This window comes from Bacillota bacterium (assembly GCA_024653485.1).
Lineage (GTDB): Bacteria > Bacillota > SHA-98 > UBA4971 > UBA4971 > UBA6256.
This window is the reverse complement of the sequence record JANLFY010000020.1, coordinates 1-24,128: the sequence shown is the minus strand read 5'-3', so window position 1 is coordinate 24,128 and position 24,128 is coordinate 1. Positions and strand designations below refer to the sequence as shown.

Below are 24,128 nucleotides of genomic sequence, written 5' to 3'. Positions count from 1 at the left end.
GCCCATGGCCTCCGCTTGCGCGGTCCAGCCACCCACCGACTCAAGCCGGTCTCCCGACATCGTTTATGGACTTGTCAAGCGTCTGGTCCAGGAACCACACCACCCTCTGGCACGCTTCGTACGCCCGCATCCCCGCGATCATCTGAACCAGTTCCTTCACGGCGCTCACGTTGGACATCTCGAGAAAACCCTGCCGCACAACGGTCCCGTCCCCCGCCTCTATCGATCGCGCCATCCCACGGGGAGCCACGAACACATCTTGGCCGGCCTTCTCAGGCGTGAAGCCGTAGTCGAAGGACACGAGCCTGAGCCTTGCCACCATCTTGCCGTCGACCACGACAGAGCCGTCGCCCCGCACCTCCACGTTGGCACCCGAGGGTATTACGATTCGCCCCGACTCACCCAGCACAGGGGCTCCTTGCTGCGTCACGAGCTCCCCCTCGGCGTTGAGGGTGAACGAACCGCTGCGCGTGTATGCCGCACCTTCCGCCCGCTCCACTACGAAGTAGCCGTCGCCCTGGATAGCGAGGTCCAGCGGCGCGCCGGTTTCCACAATCGGCCCATCGCTCTTGTCGAACCCCGTCCCCCTGACGTGAGAGCCAAAGCCCACCCACCCGAGGGGCACGGACCTCGCGAGTTGCCCCGCGACTTGCCTCTCCACGCGGACCGCCATTTCCCGGCCGAAAGAGCCCACGAGAGCAACGTCTCTCTTGTAGCCCGGTGTGTCGATATTGGCCAGATTCTGAGCGATCACGTCCTGCTGGAGCATCCCGGCGACCATGCCGGATGCTGCCGCGTACAGACCGCGAACCAACCCGTCACCTCCTTCCCAACTTCCCAAGCACAGGCGGGTCCTCGGGTTGTGGCCGGGTGATGGGTCCTCGGCAGACCCGCCTTCATCGCCCGTGTGTCGTGCACGCATCGCACCGTGCCCAGCCTTCAGCCGCGCGCAGGCCAAGTGCTGGAATGAACTCCCTCCGCATGCCAAGCTCCGCGTGCGTTTGCAGCTGGCTCCGCGACCGCGGCGGCCATCGTCACCGCGACCGCAAGCCTGAGCCCCGATCCCCGGTAGCGAACCGGGAGCCGGGGGCCAAGAGCGCCGATAGGAGCGGCAAAGGGCCCTTATGCCTTGAGCGGAGAACACTCGCCTCATGGACATAGCAACTCGCGTGCCAACCCTGGGGCAACCGACCTGGCCGCGACCCACCGGGTGCAAAACCCAACGCTCACACCAGCTATGCTCGGTCGCGGTGAACCACCGCCAGGGATTCTTCCGGGGATCCTACATCGGAACGCCCTTCCCGGGTGAGCAAGATTTGCCCACCTCGGGTCACACCTTGAGGCCCGAGCGTCCGCACGTCGCCACCGAGCAGCACCCCGGCCCTTGCGCCCCGGGCGCCTGTGACACCCTCAGCCCTGCAGGAGATGAAGCCTGCGAGCGAGAATACAGTACGCGCGCTATTCTTGCCAGCACGCGGGACACGCGGAGAACGGAGGTGTGCGCCTTGAACGTGCTACTGGTCTCGGCACACGAGAGGTTGTACGGGCTTCCGCTTGACAACGTAGTGGAGGTTGTGCGTGCACTGCGGTCCGACGTGAAGGCGGCAAAGGGTAAGGCCGCCATGACCGTCCGGGGACGAGTCGTCCCCCTTGTCTGGCTGTCCGACGTGTTCGCCTCGACGCGAACGCATCGCAAGGCAGGCTTTCAAGACTTCTGCCAGAACCTCAGCATCGACGAGGCAACAAACAAGGCCAAATCGGTGCTGGAAAAGGCCGCCCTCGACCATCGAGTCGTGTCCATGAATCCGCGTGCCGCGCTGGCGACGCTCGTTGAGCTTCTCGAGGCGCATCCGTTCCTGGAAGTCGCGTTCGTCGTGAGGCGCGACGGTCGTCTTGTCGCCGGACCGCTCACGAGAAAGGGAGTGTTGGAGACAGCGGCTGGGCTCGAGGTGTCTGGCCAGGACTGGTCCTCCCGATCGTGGTTCCGAAACGCTATCCAGGGCGCGACGTGCGTTTCCGAGAAGTACGTGTCCGCGGCAACGGACTCGCTCTGCGTCACTGTGTCCACGCCCGTGAAGGACGCGTCGGGCACGCCCCTCGGGGTGCTGGGCGCGGATGTTTCCGCAGCCCTCGTGACGGACAGGCTCTACGTCGTGATAGTGAACGACGGGGAGCGGCAGGTTGGCGTGGTGGTGGACGAGATCGTCGGGAAGCGAGACGTGGAGGTCGAGCCTCTCGCGTCCGCTTTCGCCGGGCCGAACCTCCTGGGGACGGCCGTGCTCGAAGACGAGCGCATTGCCATGGTGGCGGACATGGAAGGGGTCTTGAGCGCCACGTTGTGACGATCGCGGCGGAAACCGAAATGGTGAGAGCGTCCGTAGCTAGGGATTGTGGCGGCATTGAGTATTGAGTGAGGATCGGCGTCGGGGTGTCTGCTTCAGGGTACGGCTCTACTCATCAGCGCCGGTATCTTGGTGGAGGCTTTCAGCTGCACGCTCCGTGGGCCGTCTTCGTCCGTGCGCCGGCCCCCGATCCCTGTTACGGCTCTCTCGGGGGAAGATCGTGTGCTTCCAGTACCACGGCGCGTCGGGGTCCTTGAGTTGACGTTTCGATCTCGGCAGCGTGTACAGCTCGTACTCCGCCACGAGCCACCAATTGAAAGCGGGGATCCTTCTGCCAGGGTTTGGGGGGCGGAACTCCCGGCAGAGTTGGAAGGCCCCCATATTCGTGATGACCAGGTAATACTTGTGGGGGCGATCCCAGTACTGTTTTAGTATGTGGAGTATTCGATAGCATCTGTCGCCCCACCAGAAGCAAGCGGGTTCGGGGGTCGGAGGATACCTGAACCCCACAAGGATCGGCGCGTTTATGATCCTTACGAGTCTCCGAAACCCCTTTGCATGTATCTGGACGCGGGGCCTCTTCCTTGGGGTTTTCCCCATACGATAGCCCTCCTTCGGAAAGGATACGAAGGGGCAGAGAGGGATTCGCAGGGATCGCGCTCGCGGACGCTATTCGCAAGTCTCGTCCATATTCTACCGCAATTGTGCAACAAAGGGAAAGGGCGAGTTCCATGACTGAGAGACAAAGAAGATACATGGCTGAGTTCAATGGCAAGACCGCAGCCGTGTTGGGCATCGGCGCAAGCAACACCCCTGTGATAAGATTCCTTGTCGAGGCTGGCGCCAAGGTGACGGCGTGCGATATGAAGACCAGGGAAGAGCTGGGTGACGCGTACGAGAACGTCGCCGCCCTCCCCGTGGAGTTCAGGCTCGGTCGTTCGTACCTTGACGGATTGGAGGACTTCGACATGGTGTTTCCCACTCCGGGGATGCCGCTCGATATCCCCGAACTTGTGAGGGCAAGAGAGCGCGGAGTCTGGCAGTCGAATGAGGTCGGGCTCTTCCTCGATCTCTGCGAAGCACCGGTGGTTGGGATCACGGGGAGCGACGGGAAGACCACCACGACCACCCTGGTGAGCGAGGTCCTCAAAGCGGCGGGCAAGGCTGTGTTCACGGGGGGCAATATCGGAAACCCGCTCTTGTCGGAGGTCTTCGACATATCGCCGGACTCCGTCGTAGTGCTCGAGCTGTCCAGCTTTCAATTGCAGCCGTTGTCCAAGAGCCCGCATATCGGCGTAGTGCTGAACTTGACCGCAAACCACCTGGACCATCACAGATCCATGGAGGAGTACGCGGACGCCAAGAAGAATATCCTCAGATACCAGGGCCGAGACGACTTCGCGGTCCTGAACTTCGACAATGTCCACACACGCGCTATGGGGGATGAGTGCCCAGGAGGCCGCGTTTTCTTCTCGAGGCGAAGCGAGGCGCCCGGAGGCGTATTCTTGCGCGGCGACGACATCATCGTGGAGATCCGCGGCCGGGAGGAGATAGCTGCGAGCCGCCGAGACATCCGGCTCCCGGGCGGGCACAACGTTGAAAACGTGCTTGCGGTGGCGGCGGTCACCGCGCTGTGCGGATGTGATTTCGGGCCGCTGCGCCAAGTGCTACGCGAGTTCAGGGGGGTCGCGCACCGCATCGAGTTCGTGGCGGAGGTCGGCGGCGTCAGGTATTTCGATGACTCAATAGCCACAACGCCCAGCCGGGCGGTGGCCGGCCTCAAGTCTTTCAGCGAGCCCGTCGTCGTCATAGCGGGCGGGTCGGGCAAGAACGTGCCATTCGACGAATTCGCCGACGCCGCTGTTGAGAGGGCAAAAGCCGTGGTGCTGGTGGGCGAGACGGCGCCCCAGATACGGGCGGCGATTGAGGAGGCCCAGGCGAGGCGGGGGAAGCTCGTTCAGAAGGTCGAGGCAGACACGTTCGAGGATGCGGTCCGCCTCGCCGCGAGCGCAGCCTCGCCCGGAGACGTAGTGTTGCTCTCCCCAGCTTGCGCAAGCTTCGACATGTTCAGGAACTACAAGGAGCGCGGGGACAGGTTCAAAGAGCTAGTGCGCTCAATGAGATGAAGCAATGGTGGGAGGGGTCGGGGAGATGGCTGCGACAATCATCGACGGTAAGGCCGTGGCGAAGGACGTCCGGACGGAAGTGGCGGCGGGGGTGCAGGATTTCGTGAGTAAGCACGGGTTTCCGCCCGGACTCGCGGTGGTCATCGTGGGCGACGACCCCGCATCCAGAGTGTACGTGGACAGCAAGAAGAAGGCGTGCCATGCCCTGGGTATCTACTCAGAGGAACACGCGCTTCCCGCCACTACAACCCAGGAGGAACTGCTCTCGCTGATAAGACGTCTGAACGAGGATCCCCGGATACACGGGATCCTTGTCCAATTGCCTCTTCCCGATCATCTCGACGAGGGACGAGTGCTCGAGGCCATCGACCCGCGCAAGGACGTGGACGGGTTTCATCCTGTGAACGTAGGCAAGCTGCTCGTGGGCGCAGAGTGCTTCGTGCCATGCACGCCAGCGGGCATCCTTGAGCTGATCAAGAGAACTGGCGTGGACCTCAAGGGCAAGCGCGCAGTAGTGGTCGGCAGAAGCAACATCGTCGGCAAGCCCGTGGCCGTCTTGCTCTTGGCCGAACACGCCACGGTGACCGTGTGCCACTCGCGCACCCGCGATCTCCCGGGGGTCTGCCGGGAGGCCGACATCCTCGTGGTCGCCGTCGGCAAACCAGAAATGGTTGATGCGAGTTACATCAAGCCCGGCGCAGTCGTGATCGATGTCGGAGTCAATGAGGTGGGCACGAGCGAGGGTGGCAAGCGCAAGCTGGTAGGCGACGTGAAGTTCGACTCCGCGAGCGAAGTCGCAGGTTCCATCACGCCCGTGCCCGGCGGCGTCGGGCCCATGACCATAGCTATGCTCATGAAGAATACGCTCATAGCTGCGGAGAGAGCTGTGCGTTGACGGGAGGGAGAATCTGACTTTCCGAATTCTCTCGCGGTCGGGGTCCCGCACGGGTGCCAGGTACACACCCGTCCGCACCCATTTCTTCCGCTCTCTGCTCTTCCTCGCCCAATTCCGCTTGCGCCTTGCTCCGTTTGCCGCGTACTCATGTTGCGTGCCCACGCTAAGATCTGTATACTTCAAGGCGCATCCGACTGCCGCGCATGGAACTGGCATTCGACCTGGAACCACGTGCGGCCGATATCGCGCTATCGACGACGCGCGGTGGGCGGAACTTTTGAGGTGGCGTAGCGTTTGTAGTGAGTGAATGAGGCCCCGGCCCGGTACCGGGACGGCAGAGAAGCGGGTGGTTGGGCGTGCTGAACACGGAGGCCCTTGCCGGAGTCCGCTACAAAGAAAGCGATGTGCGGGCTTTCGAGGAACTAGTCAAACGTCATGATCGCAAGCTGTACAACGTCGCGCTCAGGCTGACGGGCAATCCCGACGAGGCGAAGGATCTGGCCCAGGAAGCGCTGTTGAGGGCGTACAGGGGATTTGGCAGGTTCCAACTCGGCACGTCGTTTGAGAAATGGCTCTTCAGGATCGCCGCGAACCTGTACATCGACAGGCTCCGAAAGCAGCGTAACGTGAGGTTCGAGTCCCTGGACGAACCGATCCCCACCGCAAGCGGCCAGGTGGAAAAGGCGCTGCCTGATTGGTCCAACAACCCGGAGGATGTCGCCGAACAAAACGAGCTCGCGGGACAGGTTCAAGCGGCTCTTCGGTCCCTGCCGATCAACTACCGGCTGGCCGTGATCTTGTATGACCTCGAAGGCTTCTCCTACGAGGAAATCAGCGGAATACTCAGGTGCTCCATCGGCACCGTCAGGTCGCGCATACACAGAGGTCGAAGGCTCCTGCGCGAGAGGCTTACGCCATATGTGAAGCCAACCGCCGAGGCCGGGGCCAGGTGGTGATCGCAATGACATGCGAGAAGGCCATGAGCCTCATGTCAGCATACCTTGACAAGGAACTCGGGTTCGACGAATTCCGCCAAGTCGAGCTGCATCTCGCGTTCTGCGAGGAGTGCTCACAAGAGTACGAGTCGCTCAGAGCCACCAAGGAGCTCCTCGGCACGCTGAAGGCTGCCGAGCTCCCAAAGGAGTTCTGGCCCGAACTGCGCGAGAGGCTGGGCATGGTCGCCGCGGAGAACGGCTTTGCAGCCAGCGGGGAGAGGCCGTCTGGCTCGACCGGACGATCTCCTTCACTCGGGTCATGGTGGAAAACGCCTGGCCACGCTGAGATAGGAGGCTCGGGCAAGCGCCTGTTTTCGATACCGACGTTGAGGGTGCTCGTGCCGGCTTTCCTGGCTCTTGCGCTCGCGGCCATGCCGATGGTCTGGAACTCCTACAGAAAGCCTGCCGAAGCTCAAGTATCCTCCGGGATAGCCGGGATGGACAGTATAGGACCGTATTTCCGTGACTACGTCATCTCTGAGTACGACAGGCCTCTGTCCGACAAGACCTCTGTGGGATTCGTGGTAACCGGCCAGGCGGTCACGATGTATACGTCCGACTTGCTGGAGCGGTCAAGTCTGGAGACGTGGAGCGAAGGCACGCGCTCGCGAGATCTCAAAGGCGCACCGTCCCCGTCTTCCTCGTTTCACGACTTCACTGGCAACGAGTTCACGCTCATATCGTACCCAAAGTAAGCCGGGGCGAGTGAGCGGGAGTATGCGGGAGCACTCACGGAAGGTGACCACCCCATCATGAGCAAGAGGTCGGCTGCTGCGGCGATCCTAGCCCTCGTCGTCACGGTCCTGGCCGGGCTCGTGGTCTGCCAGCCGGCGGCGGAGACACAAACGAACACCAGCCTGGGGTCTGACTCAGCTCTTGCCCGAGCTTTGCTAAGGGCCGTGATAGAGAGGGGCGACGAGGTCAGCTTCAGAGGCACCCAGACGGTGATCCTGTGGTATCCCACAGGAAGCAGCGCGTGCATAACCAACGTCGTACACAAGGCCCCGAACCTCACCAGGACGGAATACCTTCCTTCCGTGACGGCCACGTCCGGCTACCGCGTGGTCATCTCGGACGGAGAATCAATGTGGCATTACGAGCCGTCGCTTGGAGTCGTCTTCCATATGCCCGGAGCGATGTCTGAAGCTGCCCGCCGGCAGAAGCCGTCGGGCAGCGGGCCTGGTACGGTCTCGGCCGCGGGCGGCAGCGCGCTCTCGCTCATCGAACGGAACTACTCCGTCTCTTTGATATCCACCGAGAACCTTGCGGGTCGGCGGGCACACGTGATAAAGCTGAAGCCGGTGCATCCCGGGAACCCGTCGAGGACGATCTGGGTTGACACGGAGCTGCCTTTCATCCTTAGGACGGAGAAACACAGGCCGAATGGGTTCCTGTCGTCTGCGTCATTCTACAACAACATCGAGTTCTCGCCTGCTATCGACGACGACGCGTTCAGAATACAAGTCCCGCCTGGGGTGGCGATAGTGACGCTCCCTCTCGCAGAGAACCTGATGCCACTGGAAGAGCTCCAGAGGATGGCGGGTTTCCCAGTGCCCGTGCCAGGCTTCGTGCCGGCGGGGTACGTTCTCGAAGGCGGGACGCTCACGAGGCGCGGAGAAGCCGAGGTGGCTCACGTGCGCTATACGGACGGGCTCAACACCATTTCCTTCTTCGTGGCGCCGCCGGTGCCTCGGGCAGACCGGAGACCCGGTGCCTCCGGGGGGAGCCCGGACCAGCTCAGTGTGGCAGCCATGGGCAGGCAAGTCTCGCTTGACAGCGCCAGGGGAAGGCTTGCCGACTACAAGGATGCCAAGCTCCTGCGATGGCAGGCAGCGGGGTACGAGTTCACGCTCATCGGCGAGGTGGACGAATCATTGTTGCTGGAAATGGGGAAATCAGTAACGGCGCCCGAGCCGAGGAGCCAGATGAAGGATCCGTTCGGGAGTCTGGTGATCAAGTTCTTCTATGAATTCCTGTGGACAGGCAGATGACACCGAGACTCGAGATCATCATAGTTGGAGGAGGCGCAAACGCTCATGAGGTTCCGTGAAGTCATGAGGACGTATATGCCGTATGTGATTGTGGCGGTGATAAGCGCGCTTGTCGCCGGCACTGTCGTGGTACAATTCGCGGAGAACCGCACGACCTTCGCCGCGAGCGGCCAAGCTCCAGCAGCGACGGGAGCTCAGATAGCACCCTCGGCAGCGCTGGCGGCTGGGCCGCAGAGCTCGAACGCGCCCTTGGGACGCGATACGATAGCGAACGTGGCTGAGCGCGTGAGCAAGGCGGTGGTGAACATCGACACGAAACGCACCGTGAAAGTGCCGGCGTTCCCCTTCGGAGGCTTCTTCTTCGAGTTCTTCGGAGAAACACCGGGCCAAGGCACCAGAGAAATGACGGTACCAGCCATCGGAAGCGGGTTCATCGTGAAACCCGACGGCTACGTGCTCACCAACAATCACGTCGTCGAAGGCGCCAAGGAGATCGTCGTAACCCTCGCCGATGGTCGGAAGTTCAACGGCACGGTTTTGGGAAGAGACCCCAGATACGACTTGGCGATGGTGAAGATAGACGCTACGAAGCTGCCGTCGGTGGAGCTCGGCGACTCCGACCGAGTCAGGCCCGGTGACTGGGCGATAGCCATAGGTAACCCGTACGGACTGCAACACACGGTCACTGCGGGCATAATCAGCGGGCTCGCGAGGTCAATCGACGGCGACCCGAAGGAGCCCGGCATCTACATCCAAACAGACGCGGCGATCAATCGAGGAAACAGCGGCGGGCCGCTGATCGACATCGACGGCCGTGTGGTCGGGATCAACACAGCCATAATACCGCAGGCGCAAGGCATAGGGTTCGCGGTGCCCATCAACGTGGCGAAGAACGTGTTGGATGACCTCATGGCCGGCAAGAACCTCGCCTACCCGTGGATAGGAGTAGATTTACAGGAGCTCACTCCGGCTCTCGCAGACTACTTCGGCATGCGCGAGGGAGCCACGGGCGTAGTGGTAGCTTACGTTTACCCGAAGTCCCCAGCAGAGAAAGCCGGTCTCCGAGATGGCGACGTCATTCTCAAAGTGGACGGCAAGGCAGTGGAGACAATCAGCCAGCTTCAGAATGAGGTGCGAGCTCGCAAGGCAGGCGAGAGAATAACGCTGCAGATATGGCGCAACAAAGCGGCCAGGTACGTCCCGGTCACCTTGGAAGCGATGCCTGACCTCACAGAGTGACCGCGCTGCCGAAAGGACGGCACGAAGGAGATCGCGCCGACCGCCCTGCGCGAACCCGCGCAGGGCGGTTGCTGTTCGTAGCCATATCCTAACGTCCGTGTCGCAGCTCGGGGCGTGCTTTCGACACGCAGTGAGATGGCAAAGTGAGATGGTGAAAGGTAGTTCATGTGCGGAGCCGCTGCCCGACCGGCGCCCGGCGAGCACTCACCGCGCCCCGTGGAGCCTCACCCTGCTTTAACGCGCGAGCCGCATCTACGGGAATTGCCCGAAGCAAGCTCGCCGCCCGCCGCCGGCGAAGCCTGAGTCGCAGCCATCGCTCCGACCAACTCCTCGCCTTTGCCGAGGCTGGCCAGGCTTTTCACCAACCATGACACACGCTTGTATACGACGAACGTGATCGCTGAGTTGATCCCGGCTTTGATAGCGTTGAACGCCACCAGTATCCACAAGATCGATAGGACCTGAGCGCGCGAGTACCCATACAGTACAGGCATCAGCACCAAGTTGGCCACGGGCATGAATATCGTCATCGCAAGGGTCCCACACATAAGCCCCGCGACGGCTCCGGCCCTCGTGCGGTGCTGCCTGTAGACGATGCTTGCCGCACCCACGAGGGCTCCCGTGGCGAGGAAGTGCATGAGCGCTCCCACCATGCCATCGAGCCCTGTTATAACTGCCATGAGCACCGCCATCACCAGCGTCACCAGAAGACCAGGCCCGGGTCCCAAGGCGAAGCCCACTATGAGCACCGGAACGTCAGCGGCCTCGTAGCGCAGGAAGGGTGCTGCAGGGAATATGGGCCAGTTCGCGAGGGAAAGAAGCACCGCCAGGGCGGCCATGACGCCTAGAGTGACCAGCTTCTTCGTTCTGTAACGCATTTCTCTGGAACCTCCTCACAGCTATTCGAAGATCCCCGCGCGCCCCGGGGCATCCCCGCCCTCCCGCCCCGTCTGGAGGGCACGAGAAAAGCCCCGAGGCAACCGACCTCAGGGCTCCGAGGATCCGCCAAGGATCCATCATGTGCAAGCAGATGCCTGCGACCCTCTTCCATCCGGACTGTACCGTCGGTGCCGGTTTCACGCCGGCTCAACCGCCCCTGCGCGCGTTCATTCGCACATTCGCGGCTCGTGGACTTGCCCCGGGGCCGACCCCCGGAACATCACCACCGGTCGGGAATTGGCTCCTTGCGGGAACACGTTGCGTTGCGTCGCGTCACGTCGCACCCTGCAAGGGCCTCACCCTGCCCTGAAGGTCTCGCGCTATGTCATTGATCCTTCAACACTCATACTACTCTTCTTCGTCTGCTCACGCAAGCCCCCGCCCACGAACTCGATCTCCTGGACCAAACCCCGCCCTCGGGTCAGCGGTCGGATTTTGACACCGCTCGCGCAATCGCCGGCAACCTCTTCCAAAAGTCTAGGCCATTTCTGCACCCTCACTCAGGAGAAAGACGCCACGATCTCAGCGATCCTCCCTTGCTCCACGAGACCCACGACAGCCTCGAGGTCCGGGTGAAGCCACCTGTCTTCCTCCAGAGGCGGCACCGCCTCTCGGACCATCTCATAGACGGCCCGCGTGGCAGGCGCCAGGTTCTCAGGACCTCTGTAGTCCGCCGCCTGGCACCCGCACATGAGCTCCACAGCCAGCACCCTCGCGACGTTCTGCACCACCTGCCGCGCCTTGCGCGCGGAGATCATGCCCATGCTGACGTGGTCCTCCTGGGACGCCGACACCGGAATCGAGTCCACGCTTGCCGGCGACGAAAGCACCTTGTTCTCGGAAACGAGTGCAGCCGCCGTGTAGTGAGCTATCATGAACCCGCTGTTCACGCCGCTGTGTCGTGTCAGAAACGCCGGGAGCTCAGACAGGGTGGGATTCAGTAATCTCTCGATCCGCCGCTCCGATATGCTTCCGAGCTCAGATGCGGCCATACACAGGAAGTCCATGGCGAGAGCGACCGGCTGGCCATGAAAGTTGCCCCCCGAGACAACGCTCCCGTCCTCGAAAACGAGGGGGTTGTCACTTGCGGAGTTGATTTCCACCCGCAACACGTTCCTCACGTACCCAAGGGCGTCTCTCGTGGCGCCATGGACTTGCGGAACGCACCGCAAGGAGTACGCGTCCTGCACTCTCAGCTCGCCCGGAGCGCTCACCAGCTTACTCCCCTTGAGCAGCGCGCGGAGCGTGCGCGCGCATGCCACCTGGCCGGGATGAGGCCTTGCTTCTGCGTGAACTCTTTCGTCGAAGGCCATCGGTATCCCCCTCAGGGCCTCGATTGAAAGTGACGCGGCAGCGTCGGCCGTCAGCGCCAGCGCTTCAGCATCATGAAGCGCCAGAGTGCCTATGGCGGTCATGGCCTGAGTGCCGTTGATGAGGGCAAGGCCTTCCTTGGGATGCAGAACGAGCGGACTCATCCCCGCTCTTTTCAGGGCTTCCCTCGCCGGCATCTCCTCACCCGCAACCCGCACGTTGCCCTCGCCGAGGAGAGCAAGGGCAAGATGGGCGAGGGGTGCGAGATCGCCCGAGGCGCCGAGGGAACCCTTCTCGGGAACGATAGGGCATATGTCCGCTTCAAGGAACCGCACCAGTGTCTCGACGACTTCGAAACGGATGCCGGAAAGGCCTTTTGCAAGCGAGTTCGCGCGAAGGAGGATCATCGCCCTCACGACTTCATCGGGAAGCGGGTTCCCCGTGCCGACCGCGTGACTCAGAATGAGGTTGCGCTGCAGCGATTCGAGCTCGTCAGGGGCGATCCTGACGCGGGCCAAGTGGCCGAAGCCTGTCGTAATACCATAGACGGCAGCGTTTCGAGTTGTGAAGGACTCGATTGCCTTGCGGCTCCGCTCAACCTTCTCCCTCACGCCGGGAGCGATCTCGGCGGTCGCCCTTCGCCTCGCTACTTTCACCACGTCGTCGCAAGAGAGGCTCATCCCGTTTATGAGCACTGACGACACGTGCTTTCCCCCTCTGTCCAGCGCTGACGCTGGAGCCCACTCGCATCTCTACAACGTATCAGTTCTCTGGGTCGCCGCCCATTCCTGCCCCGAGCCGCGGAGTGAGCACGGGTCCTAACTCGAAGTATACCCTCATCGAAGGTCCGCGCACAGGACAGCGAAAGCGGCTGCCGAGTGGTTCTGGCGCTGAACAGTGGATCCAAGTAGGTTGCCCGCGCTCGACAAGTTTGGTAAGATCACAGTGGTCGGAGGAGGTGTTGGGCGCTTGAGGTGCCCGAGATGCCAAGAAGAAGTCGCCTTCGCCCGCGTCTGCCCCTACTGCGGACAACGAATGCCGTCCAGGCCACAAGTCGACGCCGGGCGTCAAGCAAAAGGCTCGGAGCCTCGAGAGAACCGGGGACGTTTCAGAGGCGTGATCGAAGATCCCGTGAGGCCGCGACGGCTCGCGCCTGCGGGAGGCCTTTCCCTGTGGCTGCTCCTGCCCAGGTATCTCTTGGACAAGTCGGTACCCCTCACCCGCAAACTCCTCCTGCTCTTGGGAGTCCTGTACATCGTCACGCCCTTCGACATCACCCCTGATTTCATCCCCTTGCTGGGTTGGCTCGATGACATCGGCGTGGGTGCCTTCCTGTGGTACTATCTCATGAGCGAGCTCACGAACTACCGGCAGCGTCTGTGAACGCCGGTTACGCAAATTCCCGCCTTGCTACAGAGGAATCTCGTGTGCGGCGTTGAATTTGTAATTCGCTCATTTGTTGTCTCGTTTGTCGTTCGGTTCACCTGCAATTCCGAAAGGCACACCATAGGTGTCAAAGCACTAGAATCGCGGGGGTGGGAATGGACGGTAGGAGACGCCAATCCACAGAGAAGAGACCACCAACATCGATTAGCCCATAGAGGGAGGTAAGCTGTTAGATGAAGAGATTCATCGTTTGCTTGTTGGTTTTGACATTTCTCGTGGGAATGATCGGCTTCTCCGGGATGGCTCAGGGGACTTACAAGATAGGGGTCGTCACGGGCACCGTCTCCCAAGGTGAGGATGAGTACCGCGGCGCCGAGAAAGTGAAGGCAAAGTACGGCGACATGATCAAGCATGTCACCTATCCTGACAACTTCATGCAGGAGCAGGAGACGACCATAGCTCAGATCACGGGCATGGCCGCTGACAAGAACGTCAAGGCGATCGTAGTCTGCCAGGCGGTGCCCGGCACCGTCGCCGCGATCAGGAGAGTGCGTGCAACGCGGCCTGATATCATCTTCTTGCTGGGGGTTCCGCACGAGGACCCGGCCATAGTGAATGACACTGCGGACGTCGTCCTCGAGACGGATAACCTTGCCCGTGGCGAGACCATCGTAAGGCTCGCAAAGCAGCTCGGCGCTCAGAAGTTCCTTCACTATTCCTTCCCGCGGCACATGTCCATGGAGCTCTTGGCCAAGCGGCGCGACATCATGAAAGCTGAGTGCGAGAAGCTGGGGATGGAGTTCGTGTTCGTGACGGCTCCCGACCCAATGGGCGAATCCGGAATCCCGGGAGCGCAGCAGTTCATCCTTGAGGACGTCCCGAGGCAGGTCGCGAAGTACGGCAAGAACATCGCGGTGTTCAGCACGAACTGCGCGATGCAGGAGCCGCTCATCACATCCGCGCTGCAGACCGGGGCAATCTTCCCCGAGCAGTGCTGCCCGAGCCCGACTCATGGTTACCCCGGAGCTCTCGGCCTCGAGATCAAGGAAGAGATGAAGGGCAACATGCCTGCCATCCTGAAGGCCATCAATGACGCCATCGTCGCGAAGGGCGGCGCCGGACGGTTCGCCACCTGGCCCGTGCCCGTGAACATGCTCTTCGTCGAGGCTGGCGTGGAGCTCGCGCGCGACGCGATCGCCGGCAAGATCAAGCTGAACGACACGAAGGCAGTCGCCGCTAAGCTCGAATCGCTCGCTGGTGTGAAGATGAACGTCAAGAAGTACGACGAGAAGAAGGGGAATTTCTACCTCCTCACCAGCGGATCGGTGATATTCGGCAAGGATAAGTTCTGATTGCCCGCGGCACGTTCCATGTAGGCGGAGAGTGGAAGTGCCGGGTAAGACCTACCCGGCACTTCATTTCCGCGTCTGGGACGGCGGAAAGGCAGCCGCCGCTCCAGGATGCCGCAAGGAGAGGAGAGGCCCGCGACATGAGTCATTCCAAGGCCCTGGAAATGAGGGACATCACAAAACAGTATTTCGGGAACACCGTGTTGAGCGGCGTGTCCATCGACGTCGAGCCGGGTGAGATCCACGCCCTCGTAGGCGAGAACGGAGCGGGAAAGTCCACGCTGATGAACATCCTATTCGGCATGCCCGTCATCCACAGCACCGGCGGTTTCTCGGGGGAAATACTCGTGGGCGGCCAGAAAGTGGACATCCCCTCACCTCGCGCTGCGATGGATCTGGGCATAGGCATGGTGCACCAGGAGTTCATGCTTCTTCCGGGATTCACCGTGACCGAAAACATCAAACTCAACCGAGAGATCACGCGTCCGAATCTCGTCAGCAGATCATGCCGGACGCGTGCCCTCGATTACCTGGACATCCCGGCAATGCGGAAAGACGCCCGCGCGGCACTATCCCGCCTTGACCTGGGCATAAACGAGTGGATCCAGGTGGCGGGGCTTCCCGTGGGGTACATGCAGTTCATCGAGATCGCCAGAGAGATCGACAAGCAAAACGTCAGAATCCTGGTGTTCGACGAGCCGACCGCGGTGCTCACGGAGACAGAGGCCGAACGGCTCCTCGACGCGCTCCGGCGCCTGGCAGCCGAAGGTATAGCGATCCTCTTCATCACACACCGCCTTGCCGAGGTAATGGCGGTGGCCGACAAGATCACGGTGCTCAGAGACGGCGAGGTCGTGTCGAGGCTCTCTCGCGATGAAGCGGTCCTCGAAAGGATAGCCGAGCTGATGGTCGGAAGGAAAGTCGAGAAGGTCGACCTTCCCGGCAGGAGCAAAGACCCTTCGGACGAGGACATAGCCCTCGCCATTGAGAACCTCGTGGTCAACATGCCGGGGGAGGTGGTCCGAGGCGTGTCCTTGGCCGTCCGTCGTGGCGAGATCCTGGGTATCGGCGGACTAGCCGGGCACGGTAAGATAGGCATCGCCAACGGGATCATGGGCCTCTACCCCGCCTCAGGCAAGGTCAGCAAGAACGGGACCGAGGTGCCGCTCAACTCCCCTCAGCGCGCGCTAGGGATGGGGCTCGCGTTCGTTTCCGAGGACCGGCGCGGAGTGGGTCTCCTCCTCGACGAGTCCATCGAGCGCAACATTGGGACCGTTGCGATGCAAGTTCAGAACAAGTTCCTGGCGAGGTGGCCTCGTGTTCCAGCGCTCAAGCTGGAGGACCGCGCCGCGTTGCGTTCCCATACAGAAGAGGTCATTCGCAAGCTCGACATCAGGTGTACGGGGCCCGGCCAACCGGTGCGCAGGCTCTCGGGTGGGAATCAACAGAAAGTGTGCATAGCAAAGGCTCTCGCCCTCGATCCGGAGATACTCCTCGTGTCCGAGCCGACGCGAGGCATCGATGTGGGCGCGAAGAAACTCGTGCTCGACCTGCTGGTCAGCCTGAATAGGGAGCGAAACGTCACCGTCGTGATGACGTCGAGCGAGCTCGGCGAGCTGCGAAAGATATGCGACAGAATCGCCATAGTGTACGGCGGCAAGCTGGCGGGCATCCTGCCGCCCGACGCGCCCGATGCCGAGTTCGGCCTCATGATGGCTGGCGGGGCCAGGATCCGGAAGGAGGCGGTGTAGCAGTGCGCGTAAACCTTCGTCAGCTAGTCGAGCAAATCGGGGTCCCGAGGCTGATCATCGCGGGCTTCCTCGCGGCGCTCTTCGCGGTCGCCTATGCCACGAAGATGTCCGTGCCCCAGCTCATCAGCGACTCCCTAATCAGGGTGGGGATGAACGGCGTCCTCGTGCTCGCCATGGTGCCCACGATCGCGTGCGGTGTGGGGCTCAACTTCGGGCTTCCACTCGGGATCATCTGTGGCCTCGTAGGGTCCCTCATCAGCATGGAGATGAACCTTCGCGGATTCGCGGGATTCTTCGCCGCCGTAGGCTGCGCAGTGCCCCTCGCCGTCCTGGTCGGGTACGCGTACGCGAGGCTTCTCGAGAGCGTCAGGGGACAGGAGATGATGGTCGGAACGTACGCGGGGTTCTCCATAGTCGCCCTGATGTGCGTCTTCTGGCTGATGGCTCCGTTCAAGAACCCGGCGCTCATATGGGCTATCGGTGGGCAAGGTCTCAGATATACCCTAACCTTGAGCAATCACTTCGGGAAGGTGCTCAACAACTTCCTGGTATTCAACGTGTTCGGTGTGAGCGTCTCAGGAGGGCTGCTCGGGTTCTTCTTGTTGTTGTGCTTCCTTGTGTACCTGTTTTTCCGGACGAAACTCGGAATCGCCATGTTGGCCGCTGGGACGAACCCCCTCTTCGCAAGATCCGCGGGCATTGACGTCCGGCGAATGAAGGCTGCGGGCGTCATGCTCTCGACGGTCCTAGGTGCCGTCGGCATCATCGTGTACGCCCAAAGCTACGGGTTCCTCCAGCTCTACCTGGCACCTCTCATGATGGCCTTTCCGGCGGTCGCCTCGATTCTCATCGGCGGTGCGCGGCTGCAGAGGGCGACCATATCCAACGTCATCGTGGGCACGGTCCTCTTTCAGACCCTTCTGACGATCGCGCTTCCGGTCACAAGCAGGGTCATCCAAGGCGACATCTCGGAGGTAGCAAGACTCATCATCTCGAACGGCATGATCCTTTACGCTCTCACGCGGGCGACGGGAGGTAAGTAGAGACATGGCAGAGGTTTCGCGAGCCAAGACCACAGCCGTAGCGGGCGGCAGTGTCTTCTCCGGTGTCCGGCGCCAGCTTGCGGCGAATAGCGTGCCTGCCCTGTTCCTTGCCCTTTCGCTGGCGATGGTGATCGTCGCGGGGCTGGATGTGACATTTCTGCTGAACGAGGTGGTCACGCGACTCGCGCGCAATTCCCTGTTGGTGCTGTCGCTCCTCATCCCGGTGACCGCCGGGATGGGACTCAACTTCGGCATCGTAATAGGCGCTATGGCAGGCCAAGCCGCGATAATCGTGGTGACGTACTGGGGCGTGCCGGGTATCGGAGGTCTCCTCCTCGCGTGTCTGCTTGCGACCCCCGTAGCCGTCCTTGCGGGATGGTTTGCAGGTCACGTGCTGAACATGGCGAAGGGACGAGAGATGATCACCAGTATGATACTGGGTTTCTTCGTCAATGGTATCTACCAGCTGATATTTCTCTTCCTGGTCGGGTCGGTCATACCCATGAAGAACCCCTCCCTTCTCCTACCGTCGGGAGTGGGCCTGCGGAACACGGTCGACCTGATCGCCACCGCGCAGTCTCTCGACATGATCATCTGGCCGTTCGTGGGCGGGGTGCGCATACCCGTGGTCACGCTGGCGCTGGGGGCGCTCATGTGCCTGGCAATAACCTTTGTCTTAAGGACCAAACTGGGACAAGACATGCGAGCGGTTGGGCAGGATCTCCACATCGCGGAGATCATGGGGATCAAGGTGAATCAGACCAGGATCATAGCCATGATACTCTCCACGGTCATAGCCGCCTGGGGACAACTCGTCTTCCTGCAGAACATCGGCACGCTGAACACCTATAACAGCCACGAGCAGGTCGGCATGTTCTCTATAGCGGCTCTTCTCGTGGGAGGCGCCACAACGCAGCGCGCAACGATATGGCATGCCATAGTAGGCGTGATCCTCTTCCACACGCTCTTCGTGGTGTCGCCGCTTGCAGGCCAGAAGTTGCTGGGCGTGCCTCAGGTGGGGGAGTACTTCAGGGTGTTCGTGGCATACGGAATCATCGGCGTCGCGCTGGCGCTGCACGCGTGGCGAGGACGAACGGCACAGCGGGCGGCGCAGGAAGCGCTTGCGGCGCCGGATCAGGCTTAGCCTGGTGAGATTGCTTGCGCCGCGGGCGGTCCATTTCAGTGTGTCGCGGGATCACTGTGTCGCGGGATTGCTGGTGGCCACGCGAGGTTTTGAGGGGCAGCTCCGCTCGTGCCCTGTAGCCAACCCTCCCTTGCGCGCCGCCGGCAATCCCGAAACGCCGCGGGGACGATGCCCGTCGACCCCAAAGGCTCGGCACGGACGCGGCTTTCACGCGAAGACCGAATCTTCCTCGCTTCCTCCTCCTGCGGACGCCAGCTTTGACATTCTTCGACACCTCTTCTTGACACGCTCGGGGACATGACATTATACTGCTAGTTAAGACAAGGTTACCCTTTAAGACGGTCCAGCGAGGCCGGCAAGGGAGTATGAGCAGGCACGCTTGATTGCAAGGCACTTCCTGTCCGGCAGGAGGAAGTGCCTTTTTGTGTGTCCCGCTCCGGGGGTAACCGAACAGATCAACACCATAGGAGGTCGAGCAGTATGTCTACTCAGGCAAACACCCAGATCGTCGGCTACCTTCCTGATGACACGCCCCCAGCGTGGAGACTAGTGTTCTTCGCCTTGCAGCAGGTGGTCGTCATGTTCCCGGCTACGGTGCTAGTGGCACTCCTCACCGGATTCCACGTATCCACCACGCTATTCGCTAGCGGTCTTGCCACCCTGGGCTTCATCCTGGTCACCCGTGGTCGAATCCCTCTCTATTACGGCTCGAGTTTCTCGTACATCGCCGCGGTGGCGGCCATCACCGGCGTGAAGGCGCTCGGGACCGTCGCTCCTGATGCACTGATTTCTCAGGCACAGTGCGGTATCATAGCCTCGGGTCTCGTCTCGATCCTGGCAGGCACGGTCATAAACCGATTCGGAAGGGACAAAGTGGAGAAGGTGCTGCCGCCGGTCGTGACGGGCAGCGTGGCGATGGTCATCGGAATAGCTCTCGCCGACGAGGCGATGAGTGGCACCGCGAGCAACTGGACTGTCGGCATCGTTACGCTCCTTGCCACTATCCTCTTCTCGGTGTACCTCCGAGGAACGCTCGGGCAACTCCCGGTCCTCCTAGGGGTGGCAGTGGGATACGTTGTCAGCATACCGTTGGGGCTGGTGGACTTCGCCAAGATAGGCGAGGCCGCCGCTGTGACCGCCCCCCATTTCACATTCCCGTCGTGGAGCCCCGCAGCGATTCTTGCCATCATGCCCATCGCCATCGCCACCATCCCGGAATCCACAGCACACCTTTACCAGATAGACCTGTACGTGAACAACCTCGCCAGGCAACTCGGACGCAAGAAAACCTATCCCATCGCAAGCCTTTTGGGCACCAATCTCATCGGTGACGGCATCGGAGACATAATCGCGGGAGCGATCGGTGGACCAGCAGGCACGAACTACGGCGAGAACAACAGCGTCATGGCTATCACTCGCAACTTCTCCGTTCCGGTTCTCGTGCTGGCGGCCGCCATCGCCATGGGCCTGTCCTTCTTCGGGAAGCTGGCTGCCGCAGTGAGCAGCGTGCCGGGAGCCGTAATAGGCGGCGTCTCCATCTACCTCTTCGGCGTGATAGGCGTGCAGGGCGTGGCTCTGATGATCTCTGAGAGGGTGGACCTCTTCTCCGCGAGGACCCTTGCGGTCGCCGCTACCGTCCTGGTGATCGGCATCGGAGGCAGCTTCGCCTTTCCCAACGGGATGATCCCGGCATTCGGCATGAACCTACCGGCGATCGCGACCGCGGCCATCTTCGGCATCGTGCTGAACCTCGTGTTCGAGTTCTTCCCGGTCAGAGTCGGCCCCGCGAGGGACCAGGCAGCGCAAGCCCGCTCCTAGCCAACCCAACTGAGAGAACCTCCCACACCCGCGCGAGAGGGACCGACTTGCACACGGAGGAAGGGCTCCCTGCCGGGCACGCCCTTCCTCCGCGCTTCCCGCGCTTCCCGCAGGAACACGCGCCTCCGGCGCAGTCTTCACGAACTCTCACGGCCGGTCCGCCCGACTCGGTATCTTTTGGTCGTGCGCGAGCACCAAGCCCGCAAACCCGCCATCGCTGGCTCCTAAGCGACACGGAGTATAAAGGAAATCGGCGCGAGGATTCGGCCTTAGCACAAGTAACACCTTCAGTACATCCAGCATAGACTGCTACGGGCAGTAGACAGGTTCATGCCCAACCTCAAGTGACAGGGAGGTAAGAGAAGATGCAAGAACAAGAGACGAAGGGCCCCATAGATTCCGGCATCGTTCCTCATCCGCTGCTCGGGGCGCTCAAACCCATCGGAGATCTTGAGTCGCTCTGTCTCGCCGTCGAATTCGAATGCGGTGAATGCTGCAAGAAGGCCCTCAATGCCAAGATCCGGAAGATAATCGACAAATTCCTCGTCTTGGTGGGTTGCAACGACGGTTGCATCGTGGTGAAGACGATAAGCGGCGGACAACTGGTGGAGACCCAAGTGGTCAGGGCAATCGCCATTCCCATCGACAGAATCTGCAGCGTGTCTGTTGACTCCGTGCAGCTATGATGCCGCGAGCAACCGTCGATTCCCTGTAATGAGGCTTTGCGGTCTCCTTCACAGGCCGAGCCCGGTCCCGACGGGACCGGGCTTTCTCGCGCTTAACGTCCTCGTGTCACAGAACGCTGCATCAAGCGGACGCCATCTGAACGTGAAAACTCCGCATCATACTCGGAAATCTTCGATGACGAGACTTCCATTCGGCCCGAGGTATACCCTCACGGGACCGTTCTCCTTATCGAAAACGTGGGAGCGACGACCGACCTGGACAGTCGTCTCGGGATGGACGTTGAGAATCCTCACGGTGGACTGTTCTGGAACCTTGATTTTGACTTTCCCCGCGGGCAGCCCAGGCGATCCCGCCTCCTTGACGAATACGCTCCCCGCAGCTTGTATCTTTCCACCACGAAAGACACCCTTGATCTCAACTTGCTTGCCCGCGAGGAGGGTCGAATGGAAACAGCCTTCATTCACCACTGTGATGCTGCCGCTGGCTTCCAGGACGCTGTTCTGCACATAAGAGCAAATGATGTCTCCCGGATGATCGGGCAATGAGTCGACCAGGTAGTCGACTTCCTCCTTCTTCTCAAGTACCCTCCTCAGGTCGTCGGGAATAGGGCCCGTCCGAGCTATCGGACCGACAGTTATGCTCATGACATCCTGCACCAACTCACGAACGGCATTCGGAAACGGCAGATTAGCAGTTTGAAGGGCAGCAGCGTACTCGGTCGCGATCTCGTTGAGCTCTTTCCTCTTCCTCTCGACGAGGAGCCTGACGACCCTGTTGATGTCGCCCTTCTCCAGCCTCCCTTGATTGGAGGGATGCTGCTGGATCCTAGTCGTCTCCTGAATGATCCAGACGAGCGCCTCTTGGAGGTCATTCAGTATGGGGGCCAGTCGGGCGTGTAACGAGTTCAGGCCACCCGCATAGATGCGGGACCCGATTGACCTCCCGCGGCAGACCACTCTACCGCCTGCTCGGATCACGGCGCCAGTGGCATCCCCCAGTATGGTGATATCGCCGTGAGCACACACCTCGGCCCCTTCTGTGACGTTGCCGAGGACCAGTAGATCCCCCCAGAAGCGCACGTTCCCGCTTTTGATGTCTATGTTGCCTGGGTGCACCATCAGTCGCGCGACCCTCAGGTACGGCGTCCAACGGCCTTCAAGCACGGGCCTGCCGGCGATGGCCGCAATAGCCTTTCGGCCGTCTTCGCTGATCCGGACTCCGTCCTTCGCCCGCAACACCGCTTCTCTGACAGGACGAGGTAAGACCACTTCTCCAGTCACCTTCATGCCTGGGGTACCCGCCACTGGAGGGCGGAGTTCGGCCAGCACCTCACCTTCCCTTACGGAAGGGAAGACGTACCGTTCCCAGTAATCGGCTCTTTCGTCATCTGCATACGCGATTTCCGTTGGCTTCCAGTCGAACAAGTACTCGACAAAGCCGTTCCGCCCTTCCTGGACCGGCTTACCTCTGGCCACCACTCGTGGGACCCCGTCAGCTGCATCAGCTGTCCGCATGATCTCCTCGTGATCGAGCCCGAAGGTCACCCCTTGCTGCCGCAATGCCTCTTCGATTTGAGCAGCAGTGATAACGTTGGTTCGCTCTTCATGGGAGCGAGTCAGCAACTCGAGCACGTTCTGGGGATCCTGGTCGACTAGTTCATGGCTGATGGTAACCTGCGGGGTTACCTTTGCGGTCGCCGAAAGGCCGTCTTGAGAGACCTCGACCTCAACCCGGCCAGGACGGACTTCCTTCACAAGCTCCACATCTACTTCGTCATCTTCACGCACTGGTCTAGGGGCGTTTGTGGCGACGCCGTTCACACGTAGGATAGCCCCTGACGTCGGGATGATCACTGCAGGCTGTCCCTTGCCGCGCGGGTTCCACAACTGCAGTCTGCCACCACTCACCGCGGCCATCCCGTCGATATGGTCGCGCCGTGACCCGCAGTGTTCTTCCTTGTCTTTCAGGTCATCACCCGGCGGGACGACCGTCACCCTAATGACGGCCGGGCGCTTGAACAAGCCGAAGAAACCCCGTCGTCCTCTCGACATCACCTCTATGCGAAGACCGTTCTTGTCGACCTTCAGAGTCCTGCTGGCTACGAGGCTAGCCTCTTGCACCGTCCTACCTCGGATGACTACTTCCTTGTTTGCCACACGTCAGCACTCCCTGAACTTGATGGTAGCAACGCGCTGGTTGCGTTGGTTAGTCTGGCTGCTTGGGGTCAAGACTGGATGTGGAGCGCTTGCTTGTCGCGTTCGGAGAGAGCTTTAAGCCTCTCTGTTGAACGTATGATTTGAAACACTGGACCACATCAGGATCAAACTGCGTACCTGCACATCGCTCTAGTTCTCTCAGGGCGTCGCTAACGGCGACCGCCGGTCGGTACGGGCGCTCGCTGATCATAGCGTCGAAGCTGTCGGCCACGCAGAGTATGCGCGATCCAAGAGGTATCTCCTCACCCCGAATTCCGTACGGATATCCATGCCCGTCCCAGCGCTCGTGATGGAAGAGAACGATGTTGGCGATGGCGAGAAGGCCGGGCACGTCGGAGACGATGTCGTAGCTCAGGAGGGGATGCTTGCGAATCTCCGCGCTCTCTGCTTCTGTCAGGATGCCGCTCTTCTGAAGGAGGGCTTTGGGCACTCCAATCTTTCCGATGTCATGGACGAGTCCAGCCAGCCTCAAACTCTTTTGGATGCTGGGAATGAGCCCCATTTCCTGAGCGATGATCTCACTATACGTGCCAACTCTCGTCGAGTGGGCTGCAGTGAACGGACAACGAATATCCACGAGCGCAGCCACGGCGACAAGGAGATCACGCTTTCTGATCGGCCCCAATCTCTTCCAGGCACCCAGTTCTGCGACGATCTGCTCGAGCACGTAGTCACGCCTCCCATGACTAAGAGCTGCAAGTTGAGATTGTGGCAAAGACGCGGGGCCCCGCGAAGTCTGAGCGAAGTCCTACAACGATTCAGGTGTTCGTGACGAGTGCGCCGTGCTTTCTTTCGAACGAAGGCAAGGGGCCCCACAGCTGGCATATCGTTAGAAGCCTGGACCCGGGTTCGACAGTGACAGGGCACACAGAGGGGGTTTTCGGGATCGGGGATCT

Annotated in this window: 20 protein-coding genes; 14 read left to right on the top strand and 6 right to left on the bottom strand. The window is 61.1% G+C overall.

Going from position 1 to position 24,128, the window contains the following annotated elements:
* Positions 1-40: 40 nt before the first annotated feature.
* Positions 41-814 (bottom strand): flagellar basal-body rod protein FlgF, encoded by a 774-nt coding sequence (gene flgF / locus NUW12_12200; protein MCR4403510.1) that lies wholly within the window; start codon positions 812-814, stop codon positions 41-43.
* 697 nt (positions 815-1,511) lie between these two features.
* Between flgF and NUW12_12195 the strand changes: the two genes are divergently transcribed.
* Positions 1,512-2,342 (top strand): chemotaxis protein CheW, encoded by an 831-nt coding sequence (locus NUW12_12195; GenBank protein ID MCR4403509.1) that lies wholly within the window; start codon positions 1,512-1,514, stop codon positions 2,340-2,342.
* Positions 2,343-2,450: 108 nt separating this feature from the next.
* Here NUW12_12195 and NUW12_12190 read toward each other — a convergent pair whose 3' ends face one another.
* Positions 2,451-2,942, bottom strand: coding sequence for a hypothetical protein (locus tag NUW12_12190; protein MCR4403508.1), 492 nt, complete (start codon positions 2,940-2,942; stop codon positions 2,451-2,453).
* Positions 2,943-3,073: 131 nt separating this feature from the next.
* On the opposite strand from NUW12_12190, the gene murD reads away from it, so the two are divergent.
* From murD to NUW12_12160, 6 genes are all read left to right on the top strand, one after another.
* Positions 3,074-4,468, top strand: coding sequence for a UDP-N-acetylmuramoyl-L-alanine--D-glutamate ligase (gene murD / locus NUW12_12185; protein ID MCR4403507.1), 1,395 nt, complete (start codon positions 3,074-3,076; stop codon positions 4,466-4,468).
* 25 nt (positions 4,469-4,493) lie between these two features.
* On the top strand, positions 4,494-5,363 hold the full coding sequence (gene folD, locus NUW12_12180; GenBank protein MCR4403506.1) for a bifunctional methylenetetrahydrofolate dehydrogenase/methenyltetrahydrofolate cyclohydrolase FolD: 870 nt from the start codon (positions 4,494-4,496) through the stop codon (positions 5,361-5,363).
* A 356-nt stretch (positions 5,364-5,719) separates the two neighbouring features.
* Positions 5,720-6,319 carry a sigma-70 family RNA polymerase sigma factor gene (locus tag NUW12_12175; protein MCR4403505.1) on the top strand — a complete coding sequence of 200 codons (600 nt, stop codon included), beginning with the start codon at positions 5,720-5,722 and terminating at the stop codon, positions 6,317-6,319.
* A gap of 5 nt (positions 6,320-6,324) precedes the next feature.
* The gene (locus NUW12_12170; protein ID MCR4403504.1) at positions 6,325-7,053 is read left to right on the top strand and encodes a zf-HC2 domain-containing protein; all 729 of its coding nucleotides are present in this window, start codon (positions 6,325-6,327) and stop codon (positions 7,051-7,053) included.
* Between the two features lie 57 nt (positions 7,054-7,110).
* Entirely contained in the window at positions 7,111-8,349 is a 1,239-nt protein-coding gene (locus NUW12_12165; GenBank protein MCR4403503.1) for a hypothetical protein, read from the top strand.
* Positions 8,350-8,394: 45 nt separating this feature from the next.
* The gene (locus tag NUW12_12160) at positions 8,395-9,588 is read left to right on the top strand and encodes a trypsin-like peptidase domain-containing protein (protein ID MCR4403502.1); all 1,194 of its coding nucleotides are present in this window, start codon (positions 8,395-8,397) and stop codon (positions 9,586-9,588) included.
* Between the two features lie 224 nt (positions 9,589-9,812).
* Here the strand turns inward: NUW12_12160 and NUW12_12155 are convergent, their stop codons facing one another.
* Together NUW12_12155 and hutH are read right to left on the bottom strand one after the other, a co-directional pair.
* Complete coding sequence (locus NUW12_12155; protein MCR4403501.1) at positions 9,813-10,466, bottom strand: ECF transporter S component; 654 nt, start codon at positions 10,464-10,466, stop codon at positions 9,813-9,815.
* 561 nt (positions 10,467-11,027) lie between these two features.
* Entirely contained in the window at positions 11,028-12,542 is a 1,515-nt protein-coding gene (hutH, locus tag NUW12_12150) for a histidine ammonia-lyase (protein MCR4403500.1), read from the bottom strand.
* A gap of 427 nt (positions 12,543-12,969) precedes the next feature.
* Here hutH and NUW12_12145 point away from each other — a divergent pair, with 427 nt between their 5' ends.
* The 7 genes from NUW12_12145 (at position 12,970) to NUW12_12115 (ending at position 21,015) form a co-directional block, all read left to right on the top strand.
* Positions 12,970-13,221, top strand: coding sequence for a DUF1232 domain-containing protein (locus NUW12_12145; GenBank protein MCR4403499.1), 252 nt, complete (start codon positions 12,970-12,972; stop codon positions 13,219-13,221).
* Positions 13,222-13,457: 236 nt separating this feature from the next.
* Positions 13,458-14,576: a DUF3798 domain-containing protein gene (locus NUW12_12140; protein ID MCR4403498.1), complete on the top strand. Its 1,119-nt coding sequence runs from the start codon at positions 13,458-13,460 to the stop codon at positions 14,574-14,576.
* Between the two features lie 137 nt (positions 14,577-14,713).
* Positions 14,714-16,324 (top strand): sugar ABC transporter ATP-binding protein, encoded by a 1,611-nt coding sequence (locus NUW12_12135; protein ID MCR4403497.1) that lies wholly within the window; start codon positions 14,714-14,716, stop codon positions 16,322-16,324.
* Positions 16,325-16,326: 2 nt separating this feature from the next.
* On the top strand, positions 16,327-17,367 hold the full coding sequence (locus NUW12_12130) for an ABC transporter permease (GenBank protein MCR4403496.1): 1,041 nt from the start codon (positions 16,327-16,329) through the stop codon (positions 17,365-17,367).
* A 4-nt stretch (positions 17,368-17,371) separates the two neighbouring features.
* On the top strand, positions 17,372-18,511 hold the full coding sequence (locus NUW12_12125) for an ABC transporter permease (protein MCR4403495.1): 1,140 nt from the start codon (positions 17,372-17,374) through the stop codon (positions 18,509-18,511).
* Positions 18,512-18,991: 480 nt separating this feature from the next.
* Positions 18,992-20,329, top strand: coding sequence for a xanthine permease (locus tag NUW12_12120; protein ID MCR4403494.1), 1,338 nt, complete (start codon positions 18,992-18,994; stop codon positions 20,327-20,329).
* A gap of 365 nt (positions 20,330-20,694) precedes the next feature.
* The gene (locus NUW12_12115; GenBank protein MCR4403493.1) at positions 20,695-21,015 is read left to right on the top strand and encodes a hypothetical protein; all 321 of its coding nucleotides are present in this window, start codon (positions 20,695-20,697) and stop codon (positions 21,013-21,015) included.
* Positions 21,016-21,171: 156 nt separating this feature from the next.
* Here the strand turns inward: NUW12_12115 and NUW12_12110 are convergent, their stop codons facing one another.
* Positions 21,172-23,172, bottom strand: coding sequence for a FapA family protein (locus NUW12_12110; GenBank protein MCR4403492.1), 2,001 nt, complete (start codon positions 23,170-23,172; stop codon positions 21,172-21,174).
* A gap of 49 nt (positions 23,173-23,221) precedes the next feature.
* Positions 23,222-23,899, bottom strand: a complete 678-nt coding sequence (locus NUW12_12105) for an HD-GYP domain-containing protein (protein ID MCR4403491.1) — start codon at positions 23,897-23,899, stop codon at positions 23,222-23,224.
* Positions 23,900-24,128 lie beyond the last annotated feature (229 nt).